At 38.7% G+C, this 21,402-nt stretch carries 14 protein-coding genes and 2 pseudogenes; 8 read left to right on the forward strand and 8 right to left on the reverse strand.

Features of this window, described 5'->3' with window-relative positions; translation table 11 throughout:
• Window positions 1-33: 33 nt before the first annotated feature.
• Window positions 34-960, reverse strand: coding sequence for a LysR substrate-binding domain-containing protein (locus ACMVDV_RS08915; RefSeq protein WP_416157866.1), 927 nt, complete (start codon window positions 958-960; stop codon window positions 34-36).
• Between the two features lie 535 nt (window positions 961-1,495).
• On the opposite strand from ACMVDV_RS08915, the gene ACMVDV_RS08920 reads away from it, so the two are divergent.
• On the forward strand, window positions 1,496-1,636 hold the full coding sequence (locus ACMVDV_RS08920; RefSeq protein WP_416157867.1) for a hypothetical protein: 141 nt from the start codon (window positions 1,496-1,498) through the stop codon (window positions 1,634-1,636).
• 30 nt (window positions 1,637-1,666) lie between these two features.
• Here ACMVDV_RS08920 and ACMVDV_RS08925 read toward each other — a convergent pair whose 3' ends face one another.
• On the reverse strand, window positions 1,667-2,695 hold the full coding sequence (locus ACMVDV_RS08925) for a metal-dependent hydrolase (RefSeq protein ID WP_416157868.1): 1,029 nt from the start codon (window positions 2,693-2,695) through the stop codon (window positions 1,667-1,669).
• A 224-nt stretch (window positions 2,696-2,919) separates the two neighbouring features.
• Here ACMVDV_RS08925 and ACMVDV_RS08930 point away from each other — a divergent pair, with 224 nt between their 5' ends.
• On the forward strand, window positions 2,920-4,635 hold the full coding sequence (locus ACMVDV_RS08930) for a DUF885 domain-containing protein (protein ID WP_416157869.1): 1,716 nt from the start codon (window positions 2,920-2,922) through the stop codon (window positions 4,633-4,635).
• A gap of 391 nt (window positions 4,636-5,026) precedes the next feature.
• Window positions 5,027-5,407: a hypothetical protein gene (locus ACMVDV_RS08935; RefSeq protein ID WP_416157870.1), complete on the forward strand. Its 381-nt coding sequence runs from the start codon at window positions 5,027-5,029 to the stop codon at window positions 5,405-5,407.
• A gap of 231 nt (window positions 5,408-5,638) precedes the next feature.
• On the opposite strand, the gene ACMVDV_RS08940 is transcribed toward ACMVDV_RS08935, so the two are convergent.
• From ACMVDV_RS08940 to ACMVDV_RS08955, 4 genes and pseudogenes are all read right to left on the reverse strand, one after another.
• Window positions 5,639-6,223, reverse strand: a complete 585-nt coding sequence (locus ACMVDV_RS08940; protein WP_416157871.1) for a hypothetical protein — start codon at window positions 6,221-6,223, stop codon at window positions 5,639-5,641.
• A gap of 161 nt (window positions 6,224-6,384) precedes the next feature.
• Window positions 6,385-6,501, reverse strand: a pseudogene (locus tag ACMVDV_RS08945) (topoisomerase DNA-binding C4 zinc finger domain-containing protein); the annotation flags it as partial.
• 211 nt (window positions 6,502-6,712) lie between these two features.
• Entirely contained in the window at window positions 6,713-7,798 is a 1,086-nt protein-coding gene (locus ACMVDV_RS08950; RefSeq protein WP_416157872.1) for a DUF4785 domain-containing protein, read from the reverse strand.
• Window positions 7,799-7,808: 10 nt separating this feature from the next.
• Window positions 7,809-8,675: a hypothetical protein gene (locus tag ACMVDV_RS08955; RefSeq protein WP_416157873.1), complete on the reverse strand. Its 867-nt coding sequence runs from the start codon at window positions 8,673-8,675 to the stop codon at window positions 7,809-7,811.
• Between the two features lie 496 nt (window positions 8,676-9,171).
• On the opposite strand from ACMVDV_RS08955, the gene ACMVDV_RS08960 reads away from it, so the two are divergent.
• Window positions 9,172-11,373: an AAA family ATPase gene (locus ACMVDV_RS08960; protein WP_416157874.1), complete on the forward strand. Its 2,202-nt coding sequence runs from the start codon at window positions 9,172-9,174 to the stop codon at window positions 11,371-11,373.
• An 844-nt stretch (window positions 11,374-12,217) separates the two neighbouring features.
• Here the strand turns inward: ACMVDV_RS08960 and ACMVDV_RS08965 are convergent.
• Window positions 12,218-14,326: a TonB-dependent siderophore receptor gene (locus tag ACMVDV_RS08965; RefSeq protein ID WP_416157875.1), complete on the reverse strand. Its 2,109-nt coding sequence runs from the start codon at window positions 14,324-14,326 to the stop codon at window positions 12,218-12,220.
• Window positions 14,327-15,006: 680 nt separating this feature from the next.
• Here ACMVDV_RS08965 and ACMVDV_RS08970 point away from each other — a divergent pair.
• Window positions 15,007-16,611 carry an RCC1 domain-containing protein gene (locus ACMVDV_RS08970; RefSeq protein ID WP_416157876.1) on the forward strand — a complete coding sequence of 535 codons (1,605 nt, stop codon included), beginning with the start codon at window positions 15,007-15,009 and terminating at the stop codon, window positions 16,609-16,611.
• Window positions 16,612-16,684: 73 nt separating this feature from the next.
• Here ACMVDV_RS08970 and ACMVDV_RS08975 read toward each other — a convergent pair.
• Window positions 16,685-17,443 (reverse strand): annotated as a pseudogene (locus ACMVDV_RS08975) (IS5 family transposase).
• Window positions 17,444-17,758: 315 nt separating this feature from the next.
• On the opposite strand from ACMVDV_RS08975, the gene ACMVDV_RS08980 reads away from it, so the two are divergent.
• From ACMVDV_RS08980 to ACMVDV_RS08990, 3 genes are read left to right on the forward strand one after another with little or no spacing between them, the layout of a single operon-like run.
• On the forward strand, window positions 17,759-18,514 hold the full coding sequence (locus ACMVDV_RS08980) for an ABC transporter ATP-binding protein (RefSeq protein WP_416159077.1): 756 nt from the start codon (window positions 17,759-17,761) through the stop codon (window positions 18,512-18,514).
• Window positions 18,511-19,959 carry an ABC transporter permease gene (locus tag ACMVDV_RS08985; protein ID WP_416157877.1) on the forward strand — a complete coding sequence of 483 codons (1,449 nt, stop codon included), beginning with the start codon at window positions 18,511-18,513 and terminating at the stop codon, window positions 19,957-19,959. The genes ACMVDV_RS08980 and ACMVDV_RS08985 overlap by 4 nt, the downstream gene beginning before the upstream one ends.
• Window positions 19,956-21,227, forward strand: coding sequence for a DUF3526 domain-containing protein (locus tag ACMVDV_RS08990; RefSeq protein WP_416157878.1), 1,272 nt, complete (start codon window positions 19,956-19,958; stop codon window positions 21,225-21,227). Before ACMVDV_RS08985 ends, ACMVDV_RS08990 begins: the two co-directional genes overlap by 4 nt.
• The last annotated feature ends 175 nt before the right edge of the window (window positions 21,228-21,402 follow it).

The following is a 21,402-nucleotide window of genomic DNA, read 5'->3' on the forward strand; positions in this document are numbered from 1 at the left end:
AGCTAACAGGAGCCCTATCTATTCTATTATTAATTACCAATTTTTCTGGCTAAATATACTACTTATATAATCAATTAATAAAGTCAGCTTTTTAGGGCGGTATTTTCTATCATGGGTGACCAAATAAACACTATGCTTAGGTAAAGAGTAATCAGTTAAAATTGGCAACAAGTTTTTATTCGTAATTTCTTGTTCAGCTAAAAATAAAGGCAGCTGAACAATTCCTAAGCCGGCTATTGCAGCTTGTAATAAAGCATGAGAGTTATTAGCTTTAAACACACCCTCAGGTTTTACATAATACCAACAGCCCTGCTTTTGTAATCGCCACTGAGTTCCTCCTTGAAAATATGTGTAGTATAAGCATGAGTGATTAGCTAAATCAGCAACTGCTAATGGCTTTCCATGAGTTATAAAGTAGTCTGGTGAAGCGCATACCACACTGTGGCAGTCAGCTACTTTTTTGGCTATTAAGGTCGAGTCTTCCAACTCACCAATACGAATTGATAAATCGACCTGTCCTTGAACAAGATCTGTGAATTTATCATCTAAGCTCAACTCTATTGAAATTTTGGGATATAAAGATAAAAAATCGTTTATGAGCGGCATTACGTGCAAACGCCCAAACTCCATTGGTGCACTAACTGTAAGTAACCCTTTTGGCTCACTGGATAATTCATTTAAAGCATCTTGCCCTAGCTTAGTGAGATTAACCATCTGCTTTGCGTAATCGTAATAAGCAGCACCAGCTTGAGTTAAGCTATGTTTACGGGTTGTGCGATTTAAAAGCTTACTACCTAATTGCTTTTCAAGCAGACTCACCTTTTGGCTTACAGCACCTTTTGAAAGACCAAATTGGCTAGCCGTAACGGTGAATGAACCAGTATCAACAACAGTGACAAAAATAGGAATAAGAGATAGATCGACAGTCAATTGTTTAGCCCCACTAAACAGATAGTTCAAAAAACACCATCTAGTTAATTATCAAAAACAATATAACCTAAAAGTAACTAACTTACGAATCAAGATGACTGTATGAAATTCATTATCAAACTTGCAACAGTAATAGCGTTCATTGTTTTTGTCGCTCTTATCGCAAAGCTTTCCATAGGCTTACTGCTAAGTCTTATTATCTTTATTACATGCTTTTATATTCAGCTAAGCAATATGAATAAAAAGCTCTGTGAAAAGTCACAAAATGATATACAAAGAAAATCTCCATGGTGGCGACACTTTTAAATCTTATGGACCAGAAACTAAGAGACTTCCCTTGTTTTAAGACCAAGGTGCTCTCAAACCAGTATCATTCAATAAAATACCTTTCAGGGAGTTTATTCTCCACAACCGCGCACCATGATCGCTATGTGAGTAAAACAACTGACGGCTTTACTAATTTTAGTGCATAACAAAACCATGGTTGACCCGTGCCCTATCACATAATAATTACACGTGCAGCGCTATAAGCTTTGAAGCGCCCGTACCAAGCCCCTACGAGTGGATGAATAAATCACTGTTTCTTGGCGCCGTCGAGACCGCAGCCAGTTTTGACAAAGACCCTGCAGTGATCATCTGTTTGTGGGAGTTACTGTTAGCCTTATATCTTACCAACCGAGCAAAGCGAAAAGAGTTAGGTAATTAAAGTTCCTAACCCTATTAATGATAAATAATACTATGGTGTAGACTCTTTAACAGTAACTGCTAAATCGATATTTGAGTCAGTAATACGCGCAAAAATGAGCTCTAGCTTATATAACGGAAATCGATTGTTGAGTTTTTGATATTGCTTAGGGAGCAACTGCTGATTTTTTTGTTCAGCTACCACAAATGAAAACACATAATAGCCTTCCAGACCCATTCTTAAATCACTGATAATAACTTGTTCATTTTGTTGATACACACCATAAAGCCCTTTAGTAAAAGATTGCAGTAATGTGATCTGCTTTTCCTCTTCAAACTGTGCTAACAGCGCATTTTCGGTAGGGTAGAATTGAATATCGACATTTTCGGCTTCATCAAACACAGAGGCGTAAATCTCATAATGCCCTTGCTCGTTAACGGCTACCGCCCGCCACAGAAAAGTATTAAAAGGGGTCGGCATACTTTCAAAGTGCTTAAATATGATGTTTTGGGTATTCAGTGCCTGATGAATTTTATCGTTAATATGCCATTTGGCCGCTAAGCCCCAAATTAAGTAAAGCGAACTAACAATTAACGCGCTGCTATTAACACGTTGCGCATACGGCTGCGTACGCAAAAAGCACAGTACTATACAAGACAATACAAGAGGCAAACTATACGCAGGGTCAATAATATATATACTCGATATCCCAAAAGGGTAAGTAGACAGCGGCCACAGTAACTGTGTGCCATAAACGGTAAAACTATCGAGTAATGAGTGGGTACTCAAAATAAAAAAAATGGCCACAGACCAACGCGTCATCGACACTCTTTTAGCCCAATTCATTTTCAGTAAAAGCCAAGCAAATACGGGACTTACTAACAGCTGTACCAATAAAGAATGACTAAAGCTGCGATGATAAACAAAGTTTTCAACATCATCACCAAAATTAATCAGCACATCTAAATCAGGTAAAGTGCCAACTGCCGCCCCCACTAATAACGACTTACGACCCAGCTTATTGCCCAATGTTGCATAAGCAACAGCACTACCAAGCACAACCTGTGTGAGTGAATCCAATGAAAGCTCCTTGTCAAAATTGGTTAAAGCACGTACTTATATTGTACTGCTTCACAGGCTTTGTCGATCTCTATAAGTGATTAGTTTTTAGATAAACATAGCTGAAAAAGCCAGCGCATTCACAACCTTAATTTGATATCCTTTAAGCTATTAAAATACTTAATACTGGCTGCCCTCGCCGTTGCTTTATAACAAAAACTAACTCGCTAATAATGAGAACAAACATGTATAAAACAAACCTCTTGGCTCTTTATTTAACTATGTTGTCATTGCCCAGTCTGGCTGATGACAATACCGATTTAAAAAATATTATTGATCAACACTGGCAACATGCAAAAAGCGAAAAGGTATTTTTTCGTACCGACCCTGATGGATGGAAACCCAATGGCAAACTGGCTCGATGGAGTGAGCAAGCTATAAGTAAGCGCCAAACTTATAACGACCAAGTGCTGCACAAATTAGCTGCCATTGATCCTAAATCACTCAGTAAAGAACAACTGATGAATTATCGGCTTTTTAAATACGAGCGCGAGACAGAGCAACAAAGTTACCAGTCTCTTGATAAATACTTTCCGGTTAACTTTTTAAGCGGCTGGCATACATATTTTGCCGAGGCCCCTGCTAATATGGCATTTTTAACCACCGCCGATTACGACAACCTTTTAGTTAGTTTGAACGACTACCCACGCTTTAATCAAGAAAATATAAATCTGATGAAAGAAGGCGTACAACAAGGCTATACCCACTATTGCGAGAGCTTTAAAAACTATGATAAGAGCATCAGCCAACATATCGTTAAAGATCCGCAAGACAGCGCCTTGTATGAACCATTTACCCGTATGCCCAATACCTTTAGCCAACAACAAAAAGCAACTTATCAAGAAAAAGCGAAAGCCCTAATTAGTAATAAGGTGGTTCCTGCTTATCAACATTTTTATGATTTTTTTGTTGGTGATTACATGCCAAATTGCAGAACAGAGCCCGGTATTTCAAGTGTTAAAGGCGGGATCGAATACTACCAGTATGCAGTAAATTACTACACCACCACACAAGCGACACCAAAAGAAATTCATCAGCTTGGTCTAAAAGAGGTGGCGCGTATTAAAGCTGAAATGCAAGCTATTATTGACTCGTTAAACTTTAAGGGCTCGTATGCTGATTTTCTGCAGTTTTTAGCCACTGATCCGCAGTTTTATTCAAAAGACAAACAAGATTTATTAGAAAAAGCCGCCTTCATTACGCAAAAAATGTATGGCAAGTTGCCGACCTATTTTGGCCACCTACCACGCAATACATTTGCTATTAAAGATTCTGCCAGTCGCGGCGCTTTTTATATGCCACCAGCAGATAGCCGCTCTGCCGGCACTTACTTTTTAGCTTCAACTCCTTCGTTGCAACCTTTATATAATTTAGAAGCCTTGAGCCTACACGAAGCTATACCTGGGCATCACTTACAAAATGCGATTGCAATGGAGCTGGATGTACCGCAGTTCAGACGCACCTTGAACCATTCAGCATTTGGCGAAGGTTGGGGGCTTTACGCAGAGCGTTTAGGCAAAGAAGCCGGTTTTTATCAAAACCCATACAGTGACTTTGGCCGATTAGGCTATGAAATGTGGCGAGCTGTTAGGCTGGTTGTTGATACCGGTATTCACGCATTCGGCTGGAGTCGAGAACGCGCTATAAACTACTTAAGCGAGCATACCGCATTACCGCAAAGTGCCGTAGAAGATCAAATAGATCGTTATATCTCGTGGCCTGCACAAGCGCTTTCTTACAAAATGGGCGAGCTAAAAATACGTGAATTACGTGCAAAAGCTGAAAAACAACTTGGCGCTGATTTTGACATTCGCAGCTTTCACGACACCATTATTGGCCAAGGTTCACTACCAATTTCGGTACTCGAAGAAGTAATAAATGACTGGATAAAGCAACAATAAAAGTACCCCCCATTACATTGAATTAATGAGCTATTGCTAAGCTGACATCAGTTAAACAATAGCTTATTATAATATGTATATGTGCTTACTAGCCCCTGCACAACTCTAATCTCTGCATACATTTAGTTGTATGTGGGTTTAGTAGGTTATTGTTTTATAAATTAATCGAAAAAAACACGGCTTGTATTATGTAGTAAGTCACCTATTTATCGCGTTGCGGCTTAAAACCATCCTCCCAATTACAATTGTATTTGTTTAATTCAGTAAAGAGTCAGTCCTGATTTGCTATCACTGGTGCTGCATTTTTCGGTGCTGCATGAGTCATAAAACGCCTTGCTTAACCTTAACTATTAAATAATTGTAACTAGCTTATAGAGGCCACCAATACGTTATGACAACGACTTTTTTAAGTAAATCACAACAAGTCGCACTGCAACAAACACTTATCATCAGCAAGCTGCTAAACAATTACACATTAAGTAGTGATAACACTCCTTCTATTGAGCAACAAGCTTATAGCCATATCGCTGTCGCGCTTTACCGCTTTAATTTACAAAAAATAAAATGGTCATCTTTTTTAAAAACAGCAATAAGCACAGCCACCAAGGTATGCCCGTGGTTAGCTAGCGAGCTGGTCAGATGCCAGCAAGACTACAAAGCACAGCCTAATGACGCGGTAATAATTGAACAAAGTGCATTTATTAATGGTATTTTTAGCGAAGAACTCGCTTATATTGACACTTTACTTGATACAGAATCACAAGCTGAGTAAAGGCTGAAGGTCCTAGATTTTAGGTTTTAAACTCTAGGGGAGTGATTTTATTTTTAGCGATTAGACTGATGCATTGTGTAGTTTGTGAATGTATTGATTTGCACAGAGAGGCTAAGAGTCGCTGCGCTACACAGATGAAAATTAAAATCATTGAATTTACATGAGGTAAAAATATTTTCAGAATAGGCTTAGTCGTTATACTAAGCCTTATTATTAGGGACTTGTTTTAGTTTAATTGTTAATTTCTATTTGCCCGACTGCAATTGAGCCACTTTTCCACGTAGTGCGACACTTTAGTGTGAGCACAGCACCACTTTCAAAATTATTATCAAGTGTTGTTGTATAAGATACAAATTGCTTTGAATCGATAGAGCTGTCAGAAATATTGGCCCAATCAAAACCTTTACCTGTTCCGTATTTAAACCACTTATCTTTTCCGCCGTCACTAACTTTACGTACACGTGAAATTGAACAGCCAGCATTTGTGCCAGTTAAGTCCTCAGTAATACCATGAACCGTAAGATCAAATTGACCAATCGTATCATTTAAAGGGACATTGCAATTAAAATAGCGATCAGAACGAGAAAACTGAGGGTCGAATATAAAATACCCATTCTCTGTCGTGCCTGTTTTTTCTAAAGTTATTTTTTTTAGTGCAGGAAGATCACCGATTGAGGCGATTAAGTTATTAACTGCTTGTGACTTATTAGCTACATCTTCTGAGCAATGAGAAGAGCCATCAAATACAGCCGCTTGTGTGATTGAAGAAACTGACGCTAAAACAATAGCTACAGTAGTTTTTTTCATTTTTAACATATTTATATCCTTATATGTTTGTGTTTGTTATCTCTGTCCCTAATTCAGTTAATGTTATCATGCAAAATAAATTAAACAACCTTCTTTAACATTAAAAATTAAGCCATTAATTTATAAGTGAACTTTGCTTTTTGTATCACTTCACACACTAAACTTTTTATTTATAACCTCAGAACACTGCGACACTTTGGAAATGCACTACAGCCTAAAAAGTCGTTACCTGCATTTTTACCTTTTGTTGCTGTACGCTTAACCATATCAGCGCCGCATTTAGTGCACCTTTGCGTGTCAGTAACTTGTTGAAGCCGTTCTTGTTTAACCTGCAAAGTATTTTTTACATGCTTTACATGCGCACAGTTTGTTTTAAAGTGAGGTGTTAACCGGCCAGTTTCAATTTTAAGTGAATAAAAACTTGTTAATAAAATACTTAGTGCTAGGTAAAGTGATGGGTCAGGCAAAACCTGACCCATGAATTACCACTACAGAATATTATTGCTTTGAGGCAAACTTTAACATTCGCGTTTGGTCGGTAAGTTCAATATCAATGAGCTCAAATGGGGCTTTGGCTGTTTTAGCGACAGAAAATGGCATCATGAAGTTACCATAGTTGTCTATCTGCTTAGCCACTTCTACCGTAGCCAATTTTACCCGTTCTCCTTTACTTCCCTTTCCGGTCAGTGTCGCGCGAATAGCGAAGCGCCCGGAGTCGGTCACTTGCACCGGAACCAGTGCTTGATACTGGTTGTTCCCTAAATACGCAACTTTGGCACTATCCATGGTAATGGTTTGCGCACTGTGTACAAAAGGCATTTTTATAGAGCGCTTTACCATTTGCCCATTTATTTTTGTTTCGACATTTGCCTCGAGTTCATAATACCCTTTCGCTGCACCAATGGTTTCGAGCGGGTAAGTGAATACCGCCTCACCGTTTTCATAACCTACAGCAAGTTGCTCGCCATCAGGAGCAAATAACGTTAGTTGCACATCGTTATCTTTAAAGCGCTTTTGCCCCATACTAAGCTGCATGGCCAAACGTTGTTGGTGCTGTTTTAATTTAAACTGGCTTTTGGCATGTAGCGCATTGCGCGAGCCTTTTTCAATAACGTGCACTAAATAGGTGTCATTGTCATTGAGGGCCTGACTTGTTTTGATCATAGCCTTGCCGTTGACTTGGCCTAACTTCAGCCCAATGCTACCATCACTAAATCCAGCATTTTGCATTTGCTCACGTGCCGCTATGGCTTGCATTGGCAGCTGTTTAAAATTCGCATCGCGCACCGATAACTTATCTAATTGTAAACCATGAGGCTTAAACACTTCACCGCTATCAAAGCGCGCTTTCGGCGCGATACGAATAAAGTTATCAGCTTGATTAACAAATACTGGCACGCCGCGTTTTAACTCTTTTCCTGAAACATGCTGCCAATACTCAACGCTGTCTTTTTCAAGTGTTTGTAGCTGCGAAACAGGCGCAGACTGCACTTGTGGAAATTGGTATACCGTTTGCTCATCCCCATTCGCCGCTGTGCTTACAAGCATCATAGCAACACATAGTTTGGTTAACTTTTTGATCATTGTCTGGCTCCTAAATTCGATTTTTAAGCATGTCTGGTAAGCCAAAGCAATTGCGGCGACTTTGCTGGTGACTTAAGGGTTCACTGCCTTGGGTACGTGATTTATCTGTAAACCACACTACCCCCGCTAACGACTGAGAGCTGCAATTTAAGAAGCCATCCGAACAGCTGTCTAACCAATTTTGCGTAACTTCAAGTGCCACTTGGTTTTGATATCCGCCGCAATAGCTATTGCTATCCCAAACGGCTGATTCAACATCACTACCGACAACGGTTTCAAAGCGAGAGGGTAAACTTGGCCGATTAGGTGTACCGTTGAGCCACTGTGCATTATACGACGCCATCCAAGATACTTGCTGTTGTTTCACTGCATCGTTGCCATAACCGAGCAGCCAACCCAAACTTTGCTCAAAAGAGTTACCAGCAACGACCGCATCAGCGAGCGGCGTACCGCCACTCGAAGGTGCCAGTGCGATTGTGCGCGTCACTTTATTAATGATATTAGGAAAACGGCTATCCCATGTCGGGTTTGACAAAATCCAACGCACAACATTGCCGCCGTTAGAATGAGTAATGAGTGTTAACTCAGTAATATTTTTATTGCTAATAAATGTGGTGAGTTGCTCGGCTAAGCAACCAACAGCGCCGTCAGCCCACATGTATTGCTCAAAATCACAATTAATAACCGTGTAGTTATTGGTATTAGGTAGACCTTGGCGCACCGTATCAACAAAGCTGCCCGTCCAATAATCATTATATGCATCACTTTGCTGACCAGTACCATGTACAAATGCGACCCCTTGCGCAGCAAAAGCGCCTTGACTCAAGCCCGCCACCAGCGCTAAAGCCGGCATCAATAAGCGTGTTTTTATTTTCATGCGTGTTCCCGTTCTTTGTGTTTATATCTATCAGATTAGAGGTGTGACCTCCGATCAGAAAATAGACCAAAAAGGAACGAACGCAAGAAAACACATACATAAAATTAACTTTTGTGTGCTTTTTCACTACAAATTATTAGTTTTGTGGTCAAATTAAATGAAAGAGTCGCGATGGTGGCCTTCTCAACAAAGCCACACACAGAAAGATAAAACAATAATGAAGATATAAGCTGGCTACCTTTTAGGAGAAGATCACAACAAAGAGGCAGAAAGAAAATTACAGCACGTTCATTTTTTATTCATAAATATAATTGAGTTTGTAGAAAGCATGTGTGATATTGAGGCTTAAAAATAAAAATTCTACAGAGATTTGAATATTTCACCATAGGATGAAGGTCACTCAAATAAAAAGTGAAGCTAATGCTTTCTTTGCGTTGCCTATAACTTAAAGCGATTTAACAAATCATTTAGCATCAAAATTTAAAGGATTTATAAAGTGATAACTTCAATAAAGCTTATGGATGTGGCTAGTTATTCCCCTACATCACCTGTGACTATTAATACAGATAATAAAAAAGTAAATTTATTTTATGGATTAAATGGCTCAGGTAAGTCTACGCTTGGCAATTTCTTACAATCGAGTGCCGATCCTATATATCAAAAGTGTGAGGTTCTACCAGCTAACGAAGATCATGAGATTCTTGTTTATAACCAGAAGTTTGTTCAACAAAATTTTTATGAAATCCCCCAACAAAAAGGCATTTTTACTTTAAGTGAAGTAAATAAAGAAGCTGAAGAAGCAATTGAAAATGCAGAACAAGCAATAAGAAAAATTATAGAGTTTCAAAATCAAATTCAGATAAAAGTAGATGGAAAGAAAAAAGAAATAACGAATGAAACAACTGCTTTAAAAGATACAGTTTGGAAAGCCAAATCAAAACACGATAGAACAGAACTCGAATTTTGTTTAGATAAGTTTAAAACAAAGGATAAATTTCTTCAAAAGATTGAGGGAAGTAGCTCACCTTGCGATTCAACTTTCAAAGAGCTTAAAAAAGAGGCTAAAGAATTAAATGAACAAAATGGTACGCCAAGGGAAAGTATTCAGACAATTTCTTTTATCGGTAATTATGTTGAAAAAGAACAGATTTTTGTAGCAAGAATTGTGGGGTCAAAAGATTCCTATTTAGCTGAATTAGTTGAAAAGTTAGGCAATTCAGATTGGGTACAATTTGGCATGCAATTCATTAAAGATAATGGACCATGCCCATTTTGCCAACAAGAGTTACAAACTGATTTTTCTACTTCGATTAGTCAACTATTCGATACAACCTATCAATCAAAACAAGAGGAAATTCTCAATTTAAAAAATGTGTATGAAAGCTCTATTTCGTCACTTGAGTTGAACTTAAATAGTGGTGCATTTGTAGCTGAGTATATTGCTGATAATTCAGAGTTAAGTACTGCAAAAGCGCTTCTTTTAACTTGTCTGAAAGACAACCTTAATTTGATCAGTGATAAATATAATAAACCTAGTGAAATTATAACGCTGTTAGATACTACTGAGCATATTGAACATTTAAATAACATTATTTTAAAAGTTCAATCTGAAGTGGTTGCTTTTAATGATAAAATTAAGAATAAAAAAATTCACTTAACTAACATAACGCAAAAATTTTGGTCACTGCTAAATTCAGAATACGCAGCATTAATTCAAGCTACCACAGAAAAAATAATAAATTTAAATCAGGATGTTGAAAATTTAAATGTCGATTATAAAAATAAAAATGCAGAAAAAAGAGAGCAAGAAAATATTATAATTGAGAACAGTAAAAAAATAACAAATATAGATCTTTCGATAAAAAATATTAATGAACAACTTAAAGAACTTGGTTTGCAAGGATTTCAGCTTGATAAAGTTACGGATGATTCACAACATTATAAGATAATACGTCAGGGAAAAGCTGAGGAAGATGTTTATAACTCTTTGAGTGAAGGTGAGAAAACCCTAATTAGCTTTTTGTATTTTCTGGAAAGCTGCACTGGTGCAACTGACCAAGAATCCACTGTAATTCTTAAGAGGCGCATAATTGTTATAGACGATCCAATTTCAAGTCTTTCACATAACTATGTTTATGATATTGCAACCTTAATTCATCACAAAGTATTGTTAGCAGATTTTAAACAAGTATTTATTCTCACTCATAATCTATTCTTCTTCCATGAATTACTGATGCTTAATGCTCCAAGTAATCGCCCAACCCCATATAAGTTACATCGAGTTACTAAATCAGATTATAGTCTGGTTAAAGATCTACAAAGAAATGAAATACAGAACGACTACCAAACATATTGGCAAATCATAAAAGACTGTATGGAAAATCATAATTACATAAATATGCTACCAAATGCCATGAGAAATATACTTGAACACTACTTCACCTTCATTCATAAAAAGGAAGCATTAAAGAAAGCCTTAGAAGAGTTAGGAAAATCTTCATCTGAGTTTAAGCCGTTATTTAGATATATAAATCGAGAGTCTCATTCAGACTCAATAAATATTAATGATTTTGAAGGCATTGATGTAGATAAATACATTGAAAAATTTAAACAGGTGTTTGAAAAAACAGGATATGATGAACATTATTATCAAATGATGGGGTTAGATAAGCCTGTAGCACCAATAGAGGTAGCATGATAGTGGGCTACCGTTGACGCTCATTAGTTTGGTAGTGAGCGAAGATGTTGACATACATCTTCCCACTTACCTAAACGAAAACGCTGATATTTTCTAACTAGAACAGTTTTCACTTTCATGCTAGTAACCTCGTATATCTACGACAGTGCTAACCACTGACAACTCCTGCAAAACTTTTTACAAGCGGTAAATAGATTGCATCATTGTGGTTAAGAATACGGTAGCCCATTAAAACTATATGACACTTTACAAGTAGTTACTAGCAGTATTTTAATATAGATAAAATAATACGCGAAATAAGTTCTGCATTTTACCAAGACCAAACACCCTTCCCCCGTCATCAAGCCCTGACAATAAGCAATTGATGAGTAATATCGCGCATGGAGGCGCGATAAGGCGAAACTAGGCCATGGGTGAAAAGCGCAGCTTTGAACGAGCGGCCATGGATGGTCGAACTGGGGAGCGTACAAGGATGTGAAAGTTGGCGATTACACGGCGTTTACGTTCACATCAATTGTGGTTTGCAGGAAATAGCGTGATGCTCGGGGTGACGAGTGACCGAAACGAAGTTTCGCAGCGCGAGGAAGTGGAAGCATGGATGCTGACAGGAACCCAGCTTCAGGGATGAATTACTCACAGCAGAGTAAATTTGGAAAGCCGATCGCCCCCTTGGTTGCCGCCAGCAAGCTAAACCTTGAATAAGGCTTTTAATGTAGGTCGCGGATTTATCCCGACAAAAGTTAAATACAGAGTTAGCGAGTTTAATAAAATGCGATTAACCATACCTATACAACTTTTCGGGCTAAAAGCCCGACCTACGGCTAAATGGGCTTTTTAAGATAAATTAAAAGCTATATTTTAAGCTCAGCTTATAATTTACCGGCTCACCTGGTTGAGTCCAAATTGCTGAATAAGAGTTTGCATAATATTCTTTATCCAGTACGTTATTGATGTTCAACTGTATACTTACATCGTCATTAACGTGGTAATTAGCAAACAGGTTCACCAGCGTATATGAAGGTAAATAATACGTCGGATCGATGGTTTCACCTAAACGCTCACCTTCATATTGAACAGCCACACCGATTGTCGCATTTAAATCGATTAAGTCATTTAACTCTCTTTTAAGGCGCGCATTTGCACTGTGTTTAGGAATATTTAGTAATGGGCTACCTTTTGGCAGTTTTACCCACCAATCGGTATTAACGGTGTCGTTTGCCGTTTTGGCATCGGTGTAAGTGTAAGCAAAGTCAAATGAGGTATGGTCTGTAATATCGCCGTGTAAATCAAACTCAATTCCCTCGCTTGTTACTTCACCTAGCGCCGTTGATACGCCTGCCTGCAAGTCAGTGGTCAGCATATTGCTTTTTTCGGCGCTAAATACTGTAAAGCTACCACTTACAGCATCTGTACTAAATTTAATACCCGCCTCAAAAGAGCTTGTTGATTCCGGCTCAAACGCATCACCATTTATATCGTAGCCGCTGTTTGGCCGAAAACCTTCAGAGTAACTGGTGTAGTATTGTATGTCGTCTGAGTAGGCATACACTAAACCCACCCGTGGGCTAAATGTACTTTGGTCGCTCTTAGACTGACTTTGATTGATGTGATTATCTATTTGCTGATCAAACCTATCATAACGGCCGCCCACTTGCATTTTCCATTGCTCAGTGATGTCGATTTGATCTTGAATATAAAGCCCGTAACTATGCTGTACTTCAGTGCTGTTGTATAAAAGTGAACCTTCGGGTGCGGTTTGCCCATACACTGGGTTATACATATTGATTGCATAGCGCGTATCTTCAAGCGTGGGACGGTATCTGTACCAAAGTTTATCAAAATCAAACTTACTGGCATCCCCACCTATTAATAAATGATGGGTAAAGCCAGCCGCGCTGATACTGCCACTGAGCTCAATACGCGCAGAGATATTTTTGGTTTGAAAATCACGCTGGTTATGTTGTCTACTTAAGGTTTCGCCATCAGTAAAATAAACCTGCCTGCTAGGGGCTAGTTCTGCATCGCTCGATTCGCTTATAAATTTTGAATCGCTATAGCTAAAACCATTTAAAAGTGACCACTGTCCAATTTGATGCTCAAACGTTAGTTGGTGAGAAATAGCATCAACCTCAGTCGGTTTATCACTTGGCTCACCTAAAAAAGTCTCAATGGGTAATGCATCTATCTTCCCGCCTACTGCGACAATCCCACGGTCAAACGTAATGCTTTGATCAACATACTCAAGTTCATAATTTAACTTTGTTGTGTCGGAGATTAACCAAAGTATTGAAGGCGTTATCACCGTTTTTTTATCTTCGTGGTAGTCTCTAAAGCTTTCGCTTTCTTCAATCGCGCCGTTTATTCTAAAAGCGAGTTGATCTGAAATTGCGTTAGTGTAATCACCTTCACCGCGATAACTTTGCCAACTACCAGCAGATACTTTCAAAGAACCTTGCTCTTCAAACTGCGGCTTTTTAGTAATGATGTTAATAGTACCGCCTGGCTCAGAGCGGCCATAAAGTGCAGAGCCTGGGCCTTTCATCACTTCTACATAATCAATATTACTGGTATCGCGGGTGCCACTAAAACTTCGACCTGATGAAAAACCATTAATTAAAAAGCCTGATGGAATGCTTTCATCGCCCACTAAACCACGTATTGCAAAACTTTCCCACAACCCGCCAAAATCATTTTGTTCAGAAATACTCGGCGTTAAATCGAACATATCTGCTAGTGTGGTTACCCCTGCATCATCAAGGTTTTCTGCAGAGATAAATTCAATACTTTGTGGTTGTTCGCTTAAAGGTACATCGCCGCGAAAAGCTTGCCTAACACCCGAAACAGCTATTTTTTCTATGCTTGGTGACGCTGTAGCTGCGTATACAGAAGGTGCTAAAATTGCACTTACAGCAATTGAAAGGACTGATATGTGGTTTCGTTTAATTGTATTCATTCTATCTCTTAGGTATTAGCGTGACTTAATCAATTAAGTTTGTGCTCAAAATTTTTTTAATTTAACCTACTAGGCAAGCATTTGAATATGTAGGCAATAATAATTATCATTTAGAATTCTATACAAACGAGACAAAAAATGCTACCCCAGTCAAAATAAATATTACAAAGTTATTAAATTACAATTTAGAAAAAGATGAACATATTAAGCTAGCCTGCATTACATTAGCTGCCTACGTAGCACACTGGCAGAAGTCCCTAAACTTAAAAATCAGCAATTACCAATTTTATCTATAGGCAACGTACTTTCAGATCAGAAAGATACAATGGTGAACTACCGCATAACCTGCAATGGCAAAGCAGTACAAAGTACTGAAGTAATCAATGACGAAAAAAGCAAAATTCAGAGGGTTCTTGTATTTAACCCCCTCCCCGCCATTACGCCCTGCAATAAGCAATTGATGGGTAATTCATTTCATGGCAGGTTTTTGTTCGCGAAAAATTCTAAATACCTAACCCCATGAAGGCATTAGAAAAGCAAAGCAGTCATAAAAGTAAAATAAAAGCCCCTTTTACTCTTTCTTCAAATACTATATTTCTTTACTATACGGCTCTAAAGGTGTGTTTTATAGATGAAACCCACATATAATTCAAATAGCTAAAACAATAAATGGAAGAATAATGAAAATCAAAACGAGCATTTGGATGAGCTTAATCTTTATGGCAACTATCACTGGCTGTGGGGGAGGAAGTGAAGGTGCTGACATGAAAAGCGATGAGCAAACTAAACAACCACAATCTTCGCCTGCATTGATAAGCGCTATAGATATAGTAGGTAGTTGGCAAGCCGGCCAAGTATTAGAAGCAGCAATTACATGCAAACACTGCGTAACAAGTATGCATGAATATAGTTGGTCGATTGATGGAGAACAAGTCTCAAGTGCTAACAAATACATTTTAACCCAAAATGACGTAAATAAAGAAATACGTATATCAGTCTCTGTTAACAATGAAGACAACTTACCTGCTGATGCTTACACTATTATTGCACCTATTTATACTGAATACGTAACTGAGATTAGTGCTAATGGTAATGCATTTGCTGCATTAAAATCTGATAAATCGGTTACTAGCTGGGGCTTTTTTCGACCTAGTAATAACAATGTTCAGTTCCCAATAAAAGATGTAAAAAAATTGCTGTCTGCTGGCTACTCATTTTTTGCATTCAAAGAAGATAATAGTGTTGTAATTTGGGGAGACGAAGATCCACAAATTTCCGTTTCAAGTGAAGAACTAAAAGATACTGTCACTATAACTGCGACCGCATCAAGTTACGCTGCGCTGAAAGAAGATGACACAGTGATTACTTGGGGCAGTGGTTCAGGAGCGAATTCAGATGGCATTGAATTAGAAAACATAAGCAAAGTTTTTGCGACTTCAGACACCTTTGCAGCCCTTAAAAAAGACGGCACCGTTGTTACTTGGGGTAGCCAAGCTTATATAGATGTTATCAGTACCCTTGATTTGACTAATATAGTAAACATTTATACTACAGGTTTTGCTTTTGCTGCACTAAAATCTGATGGCTCGGTTGTAACTTGGGGCTCTCCTACTTTTGGTGGGGATAGTAGTTCTGTAGAGCTTACTAATGTTAAAGATATTTATGCTAATGGCTATGCTTTTGTAGCTATCAAAACTGATGGAACTCTAGTTGCTTGGGGTAGTCAAGAGTATGGTGGAGATATAAGCTCTTTAGACCTTGCCGGCACAATAAAGGTTTATTCCGCACAATACGGAACAGCGTTTGCCGCATTAAAGCCAGATGGCTCTGTCGTCACCTGGGGTAATAATGAAGATGGTGGTGATAGCAGTGCTGTTGATCTCAAAGATGTGTCTACTATCATTGCAAATCAGTTCTCTTTTGCGGCACTCACTGGCGACTCAGAAATCATTTCATGGGGTAATAATCAGTACGGTGGAGACAGTAGTCATTTAGACGTAACTGATATCAAAAACATATACGCAGGTTCCTCAACATTTCTGGCTAAAAAGTCAGATAATTCCGTTTTAACATGGGGAAACAATAAATATGGTGGTGACTCAAGTACTATTGAGTTGAGTAATGTAAAAAGTACTTATGCAAACACTTACTCTTTAGCTGCACTAAAAAATGATTATTCAGTTGTTTCATGGGGTAGTAGTAAGTATGGCGGTGATAGCAGCGCAGTGTCTGAATATTTAAAACCAAAAGTAGAGATCATAGTTAAAGAAACAGATTTAAATTAAGTATAAAGCTCAAAAGTATTTGGTCTTACATTTTAAGGCCAAATACTAGAGGGATGATTTTTTAGTACATATATTAATCAGCCCGTATTGGTAGCCACATCAAAGTAAATGCTAAAGCGAGCATTGAATGATAATTTCGTTCAAGCTTTTCATATCGTGTGGCTATTCCTCTATATTGCTTAATACGGTCAAATGCATTCTCAACCAAGTGCCGATATTTGTACATACACCAGTCAATATCTTCATTACCTACTAAACTGTTGTCCTTTACGTGGAATAACGGGTGTAGCGTTATTATCACGAACAAACTCTCTCAGTTTCTGTCGTAGCCTTTGTCTGCGACAACCACATTACTTGTTGGGCAATTGGCTACGAGTGACTCTGCATGGACGATATCATGCGTATTTCCACGGGATAATTCATAATAAACAGGCAATCCTCCGCTATCTGCTGCAAGGTGAATTTTAGTAGAATTTCCACCTCGACTCTTCCCAATTGATTCATTGTCAGCGGTTCTTGCACCGCAACTATGTTGGTGAGCCCTGACAATACTGCCATCAATGAAGACCCAATCCATGTCCGCATCACGAGATAATACGCGAAACAATTCATTCAAAACCCCTTTTTTGGACCATAAATTAAACCGTCTGTAGATAGCACTCCAACTGCCAAAATAAGAAGGTAAATCTCGCCATGGAATACCTGTGCGCATCTTATACAGTATGCCTTCGAACGTTTTTCTATGGTCGGGCTTATTATAAATTCGACCACTTAAGTACATTATTTTTGATAAGACATTCCATGTCCCGTCTTTTAACATTAATTTTGGCATGAAGGTTCGGTGTAACGTTTTTTAGCGAATTCAATTATACCTTACTTTCATGCTGTTTATTTTTCATACCGCAAAGATCAACACGCCTTAACTTAGGTAATTATTCAGATTTTTAGCTCTTTAGATATGCTGTATTGCAAACCTTTCAATTATTCAATATTTACTAATTCATGTATTTTACCTTAATAAACATTCACCCTTCTACAATGTTATACTATTGCATTACATCGTTAATTTAGTATACCATCACACAAAATTCACTGTTAATAGAGCTCAAGTGTGACAATATCACCTTCGGAAAAACAAGCATCTCCAATAAAATCTCAGCATAGTCAACTAGCAACGAATAAAAACGAAACAATCATAGAAGTCAGTTCGTTAAGTTTTAATATTAAACATAATTCTATTCTAAAAAACTTAAACTTTAGAGTTGGCACTGGTGAAATTTATGCATTACTTGGTGGTAACGGAGCAGGTAAATCTACCACCTTGAAAACCTTACTTGGCTTTAATAAACCTACTCAAGGCTCTGTAAAGGTTGCCGGTAAAGAAGTAACCCAAGCGCTTGATTTTGTAAGAAGTAAAACGGCATATTTACCTGAATCAGCTACGCTATATCCTCATTTAACCGCGCGTGAAAACGTTGAATATTTTTTATCGCTCGCTGATATTAAAAAAAATGAGGAGCAAATAAATGCTGCGTTTGACCGTGTAGCACTGCAACCAGCTGCATGGGATCGCCCTATGCAAACATACTCAAAAGGCATGAGGCAAAAAACCGCTATTGCACTCGCAATATTACGTGAAGCACCCATATTTTTACTTGATGAGCCTACCTCAGGCCTAGATCCCGTTGCTATTGATGAATTTAATCAACTTGTACGTGAACTTGCGTTAACGGGGGCAACTATTTTAATGGTTACTCACGATGTATACGGTGCCTGCCAAGTGGCTGATCGTATTGGTTTATTAAGAGCTGGCGAGCTAGTGGGTGAATTTGAGGCTCCAAAAGGCACACGCATTGATACCGAGCAAGTACACGCAGCATTTGCCCAACGAGGCGCTGAATGAGTATTAATAATTTTTCAAAGGTTGTTATTGTAGCCAAGGATGAATGGCGATATTGGCTTCGCTCAAAGCTTGCTATGAGTGTATTAGCGATTGGTTTGTTACTTACGCTTTCATCGGTGATAGTGACAGCGATTACGATGCACGAATTAAGTCACACTCGTCATGAGTTACAAACAACGGCAGAGCAACGTTTTGTTGATCAGCCCGATCGTCACCCTCACAGAATGGTACATTACGGCCATTATGCATTTAGAACACCTTCGGCATTGCGCACGCTCGATCCTGGTATTGATGCTTATACAGGTAATTCAATATTTTTAGAGGGCCATAGGCAAAATAGCGCAATGTTTGCCGATCAGCGCCAGGGAACTGCATTAACTAAGTTGGGTAGTTTAACACCTGCATTTATAGTGCAAACACTAGCCCCTTTATTGCTAATTTTAATTGGCTATAGCTCTATAAGCCGTGAGCGCGAATCGCAAACGTTAACTTACTTATTAGCACAAGGGACCGCAGGAATTACGCTGATCGCAGGTAAAGGTTTGGCGTTACTCTCTGTAGTAGGATTAATTATAACTCCACTTGCTGTATCTGCTTTTTTTACACTCGCTAGCGGTGAGAGCATCGTGGCCGTTGCAAGTTTTGTAATGGGTTACGCGTTATATTTAATGGTGTGGGTATTAGTTATTTTATTGGCATCGTGTGTGTTTAGTAAAAACAGCGGGAGCTTTACAGCACTGGCATTTGCTTGGATTTTATTATGTATTGTTATGCCGCGTGTTGCGAGTACCAGTGCATCAACCGCAGTCCCTTCAGCAGGCAAAATAGAAACTGATTTTGAAGTAAAAGCTGAGCTTAGAAAGCAAGGCGATGGTCATAACTCGAACGATCCTGCATTTAAGCAATTTAAACAATCACTGCTTAAAAAATACAATGTACAAAGTATGGAGGAGCTGCCAGTCAATTTAAGAGGGTTACTTGCCAGTGAATCTGAGGCAAAACAAGCACAAGTACTTAATAAGTTTGCTGAGCAGCGAATGCAAGCAGAGCTTGAGCAAACACAGGTCTCTCGTTGGTTTGGTTGGTTATCGCCAATGGTGGCAATAAGAACGTTGTCGATGACAGTGGTTGGTACAAGTATTGAAACGCACCATCGTTTTTTACGTGAAACAGAACAGCTGCGTTATGATTTTGTCCAAGGGCTTAATAAAATTCACACTGAAGAGCTTGATTATAAAGATGATATGAACCGAAATGCCAGTGCCGATGCATCTAATAAAGCGCGTGTTAGCGCAGAAAACTGGAAGTTACTTAATAACTTTTCTTTTACAGTGGATAGCGCAACTGTGCGTGCAAAACGCAGTATGCCAGCGTTCTTGCAGCTAATACTGTGGATTGTAGTACTGGTTGGTGGAATTAAATTTGTAGGAAAACGGTTGATATGAAGTATTTAATGACACAACTTGTACGTGAGTGGCGTTTTTTACTGCGTCAAAAATATTTACTCGTCTTACTTGTTTGTAGCTTTGTGTTATCGGGGTTTGCAATTAATAGCGGTTTAAGCGAAATTCAAGATCAGCAACACACCATCGAGCGCTTACAAACAGCAGATAAAGCAGATCGTATAAAGGTGCAGCAAAAGTACGACGATTTGGGAATGATGGCGTATTATAGCTTTCATTTAACGTATTCTCAGCCATCTGATCTTGCCTTTGCCGCCTTAGGTGAACGAGATATTTTCCCATGGAAGCATCGTATTAATTTACTTGCTCTTGAGGGGCAAATATACGAAAGCGATACACAAAATGCAGAGTTGGCCCAGGCTGGAAAAATAGACTTTGTGTTTGTGATCAGTGCATTGGCCCCGCTGGTAATTATTTTACTGTTTCATGATTTATTCGCCAACGAACGCACAAGTGGTAGGCATGATTTATTGGTAACCACTGCCAAATCTTACTTTGCATTATGGGGAGCACGTATCACCGTCCGGTTCGTAGCATGTGCATTATGCTTAATGCTACCGTTTTTTATTGGCGCATTTTTAGCGGGTACAGGCTTATTTGAAGTGGGCTATGTCACGTTATTATGTATTATTTACCTAGGGTTTTGGACGGCTTTAAGTGTATGGTGGGGTAAAAACGCAACCAGCGCGCCGCGTGTTGCTTCGAGCTTAATTGGTTTATGGGTTTTATTTGCGTTTATTATTCCTATTTTAGGCGACCTTGCTATTAATAAAGCCGTACATGCACCAAAAGGCGGCGATATCGTACTTGCTCAACGAGAAGCAGTAAATGCTGCGTGGGATATACCCAAATCAACAACCCTGAACGCATTTGCAAAAGAGTACCCAGAGTTTGCACCATACACCGATATGAGCAGCGAGTTTGAATGGAAATGGTATTATGCATTTCAGCAAATGGGTGATGTTAAAGCGGCAGAGCTGTCTAAAGCGTATCGCGATGCTGCAAAACAAAAATATCAGCTAGCGGGCTTGGTGTCATGGTTATCGCCGCCGTTATTATTACAGCGCAGCTTAACAAATATTGCTGAAACGGATGCACCCGCTGCGTATAAATATGAGCAGCAAATTCGTGATTTCCACCAGCAATTGCGTGAATTTTATTACCCTTGGTTGTTTTATAAAGGTAATTCAACGAAAGATACATTAAAAGCGATGCCAAGTTATAAAGACACTGCACGCGCTGGGGAATAAATAACAGTATATATGCTCAAAAATCCTAACTTTTTAATTAGGATTTTTGGTTTGGGGTTCCTTCAGGAGCGGAGCTTGCATTTTGTCAAGACCAAACACCAATCTCACGTTTAACACCCTTCCCCCGTCATCACGCCATGAAAATAAATAATTGATGAGTAATTCATTTCATGGA

Source organism: Pseudoalteromonas sp. ASV78 (assembly GCF_047806705.1).
GTDB lineage: Bacteria > Pseudomonadota > Gammaproteobacteria > Enterobacterales > Alteromonadaceae > Pseudoalteromonas > Pseudoalteromonas prydzensis_A.

What these genes read in the sequence shown, in the direction of transcription:
- ACMVDV_RS08920 (WP_416157867.1), top strand. Translation starts at nt 1,496, where the DNA reads ATGAATAAATCACTGTTTCTTGGCGCCGTCGAGACCGCAGCCAGTTTT.
- ACMVDV_RS08930 (WP_416157869.1), top strand. Translation starts at nt 2,920, where the DNA reads ATGTATAAAACAAACCTCTTGGCTCTTTATTTAACTATGTTGTCATTG.
- ACMVDV_RS08935 (WP_416157870.1), top strand. Translation starts at nt 5,027, where the DNA reads ATGACAACGACTTTTTTAAGTAAATCACAACAAGTCGCACTGCAACAA.
- ACMVDV_RS08940 (WP_416157871.1), bottom strand. Translation starts at nt 6,223, where the DNA reads ATGTTAAAAATGAAAAAAACTACTGTAGCTATTGTTTTAGCGTCAGTT.
- ACMVDV_RS08950 (WP_416157872.1), bottom strand. Translation starts at nt 7,798, where the DNA reads ATGATCAAAAAGTTAACCAAACTATGTGTTGCTATGATGCTTGTAAGC.
- ACMVDV_RS08955 (WP_416157873.1), bottom strand. Translation starts at nt 8,675, where the DNA reads ATGAAAATAAAAACACGCTTATTGATGCCGGCTTTAGCGCTGGTGGCG.
- ACMVDV_RS08965 (WP_416157875.1), bottom strand. Translation starts at nt 14,326, where the DNA reads ATGAATACAATTAAACGAAACCACATATCAGTCCTTTCAATTGCTGTA.
- ACMVDV_RS08970 (WP_416157876.1), top strand. Translation starts at nt 15,007, where the DNA reads ATGAAAATCAAAACGAGCATTTGGATGAGCTTAATCTTTATGGCAACT.
- ACMVDV_RS08985 (WP_416157877.1), top strand. Translation starts at nt 18,511, where the DNA reads ATGAGTATTAATAATTTTTCAAAGGTTGTTATTGTAGCCAAGGATGAA.
- ACMVDV_RS08990 (WP_416157878.1), top strand. Translation starts at nt 19,956, where the DNA reads ATGAAGTATTTAATGACACAACTTGTACGTGAGTGGCGTTTTTTACTG.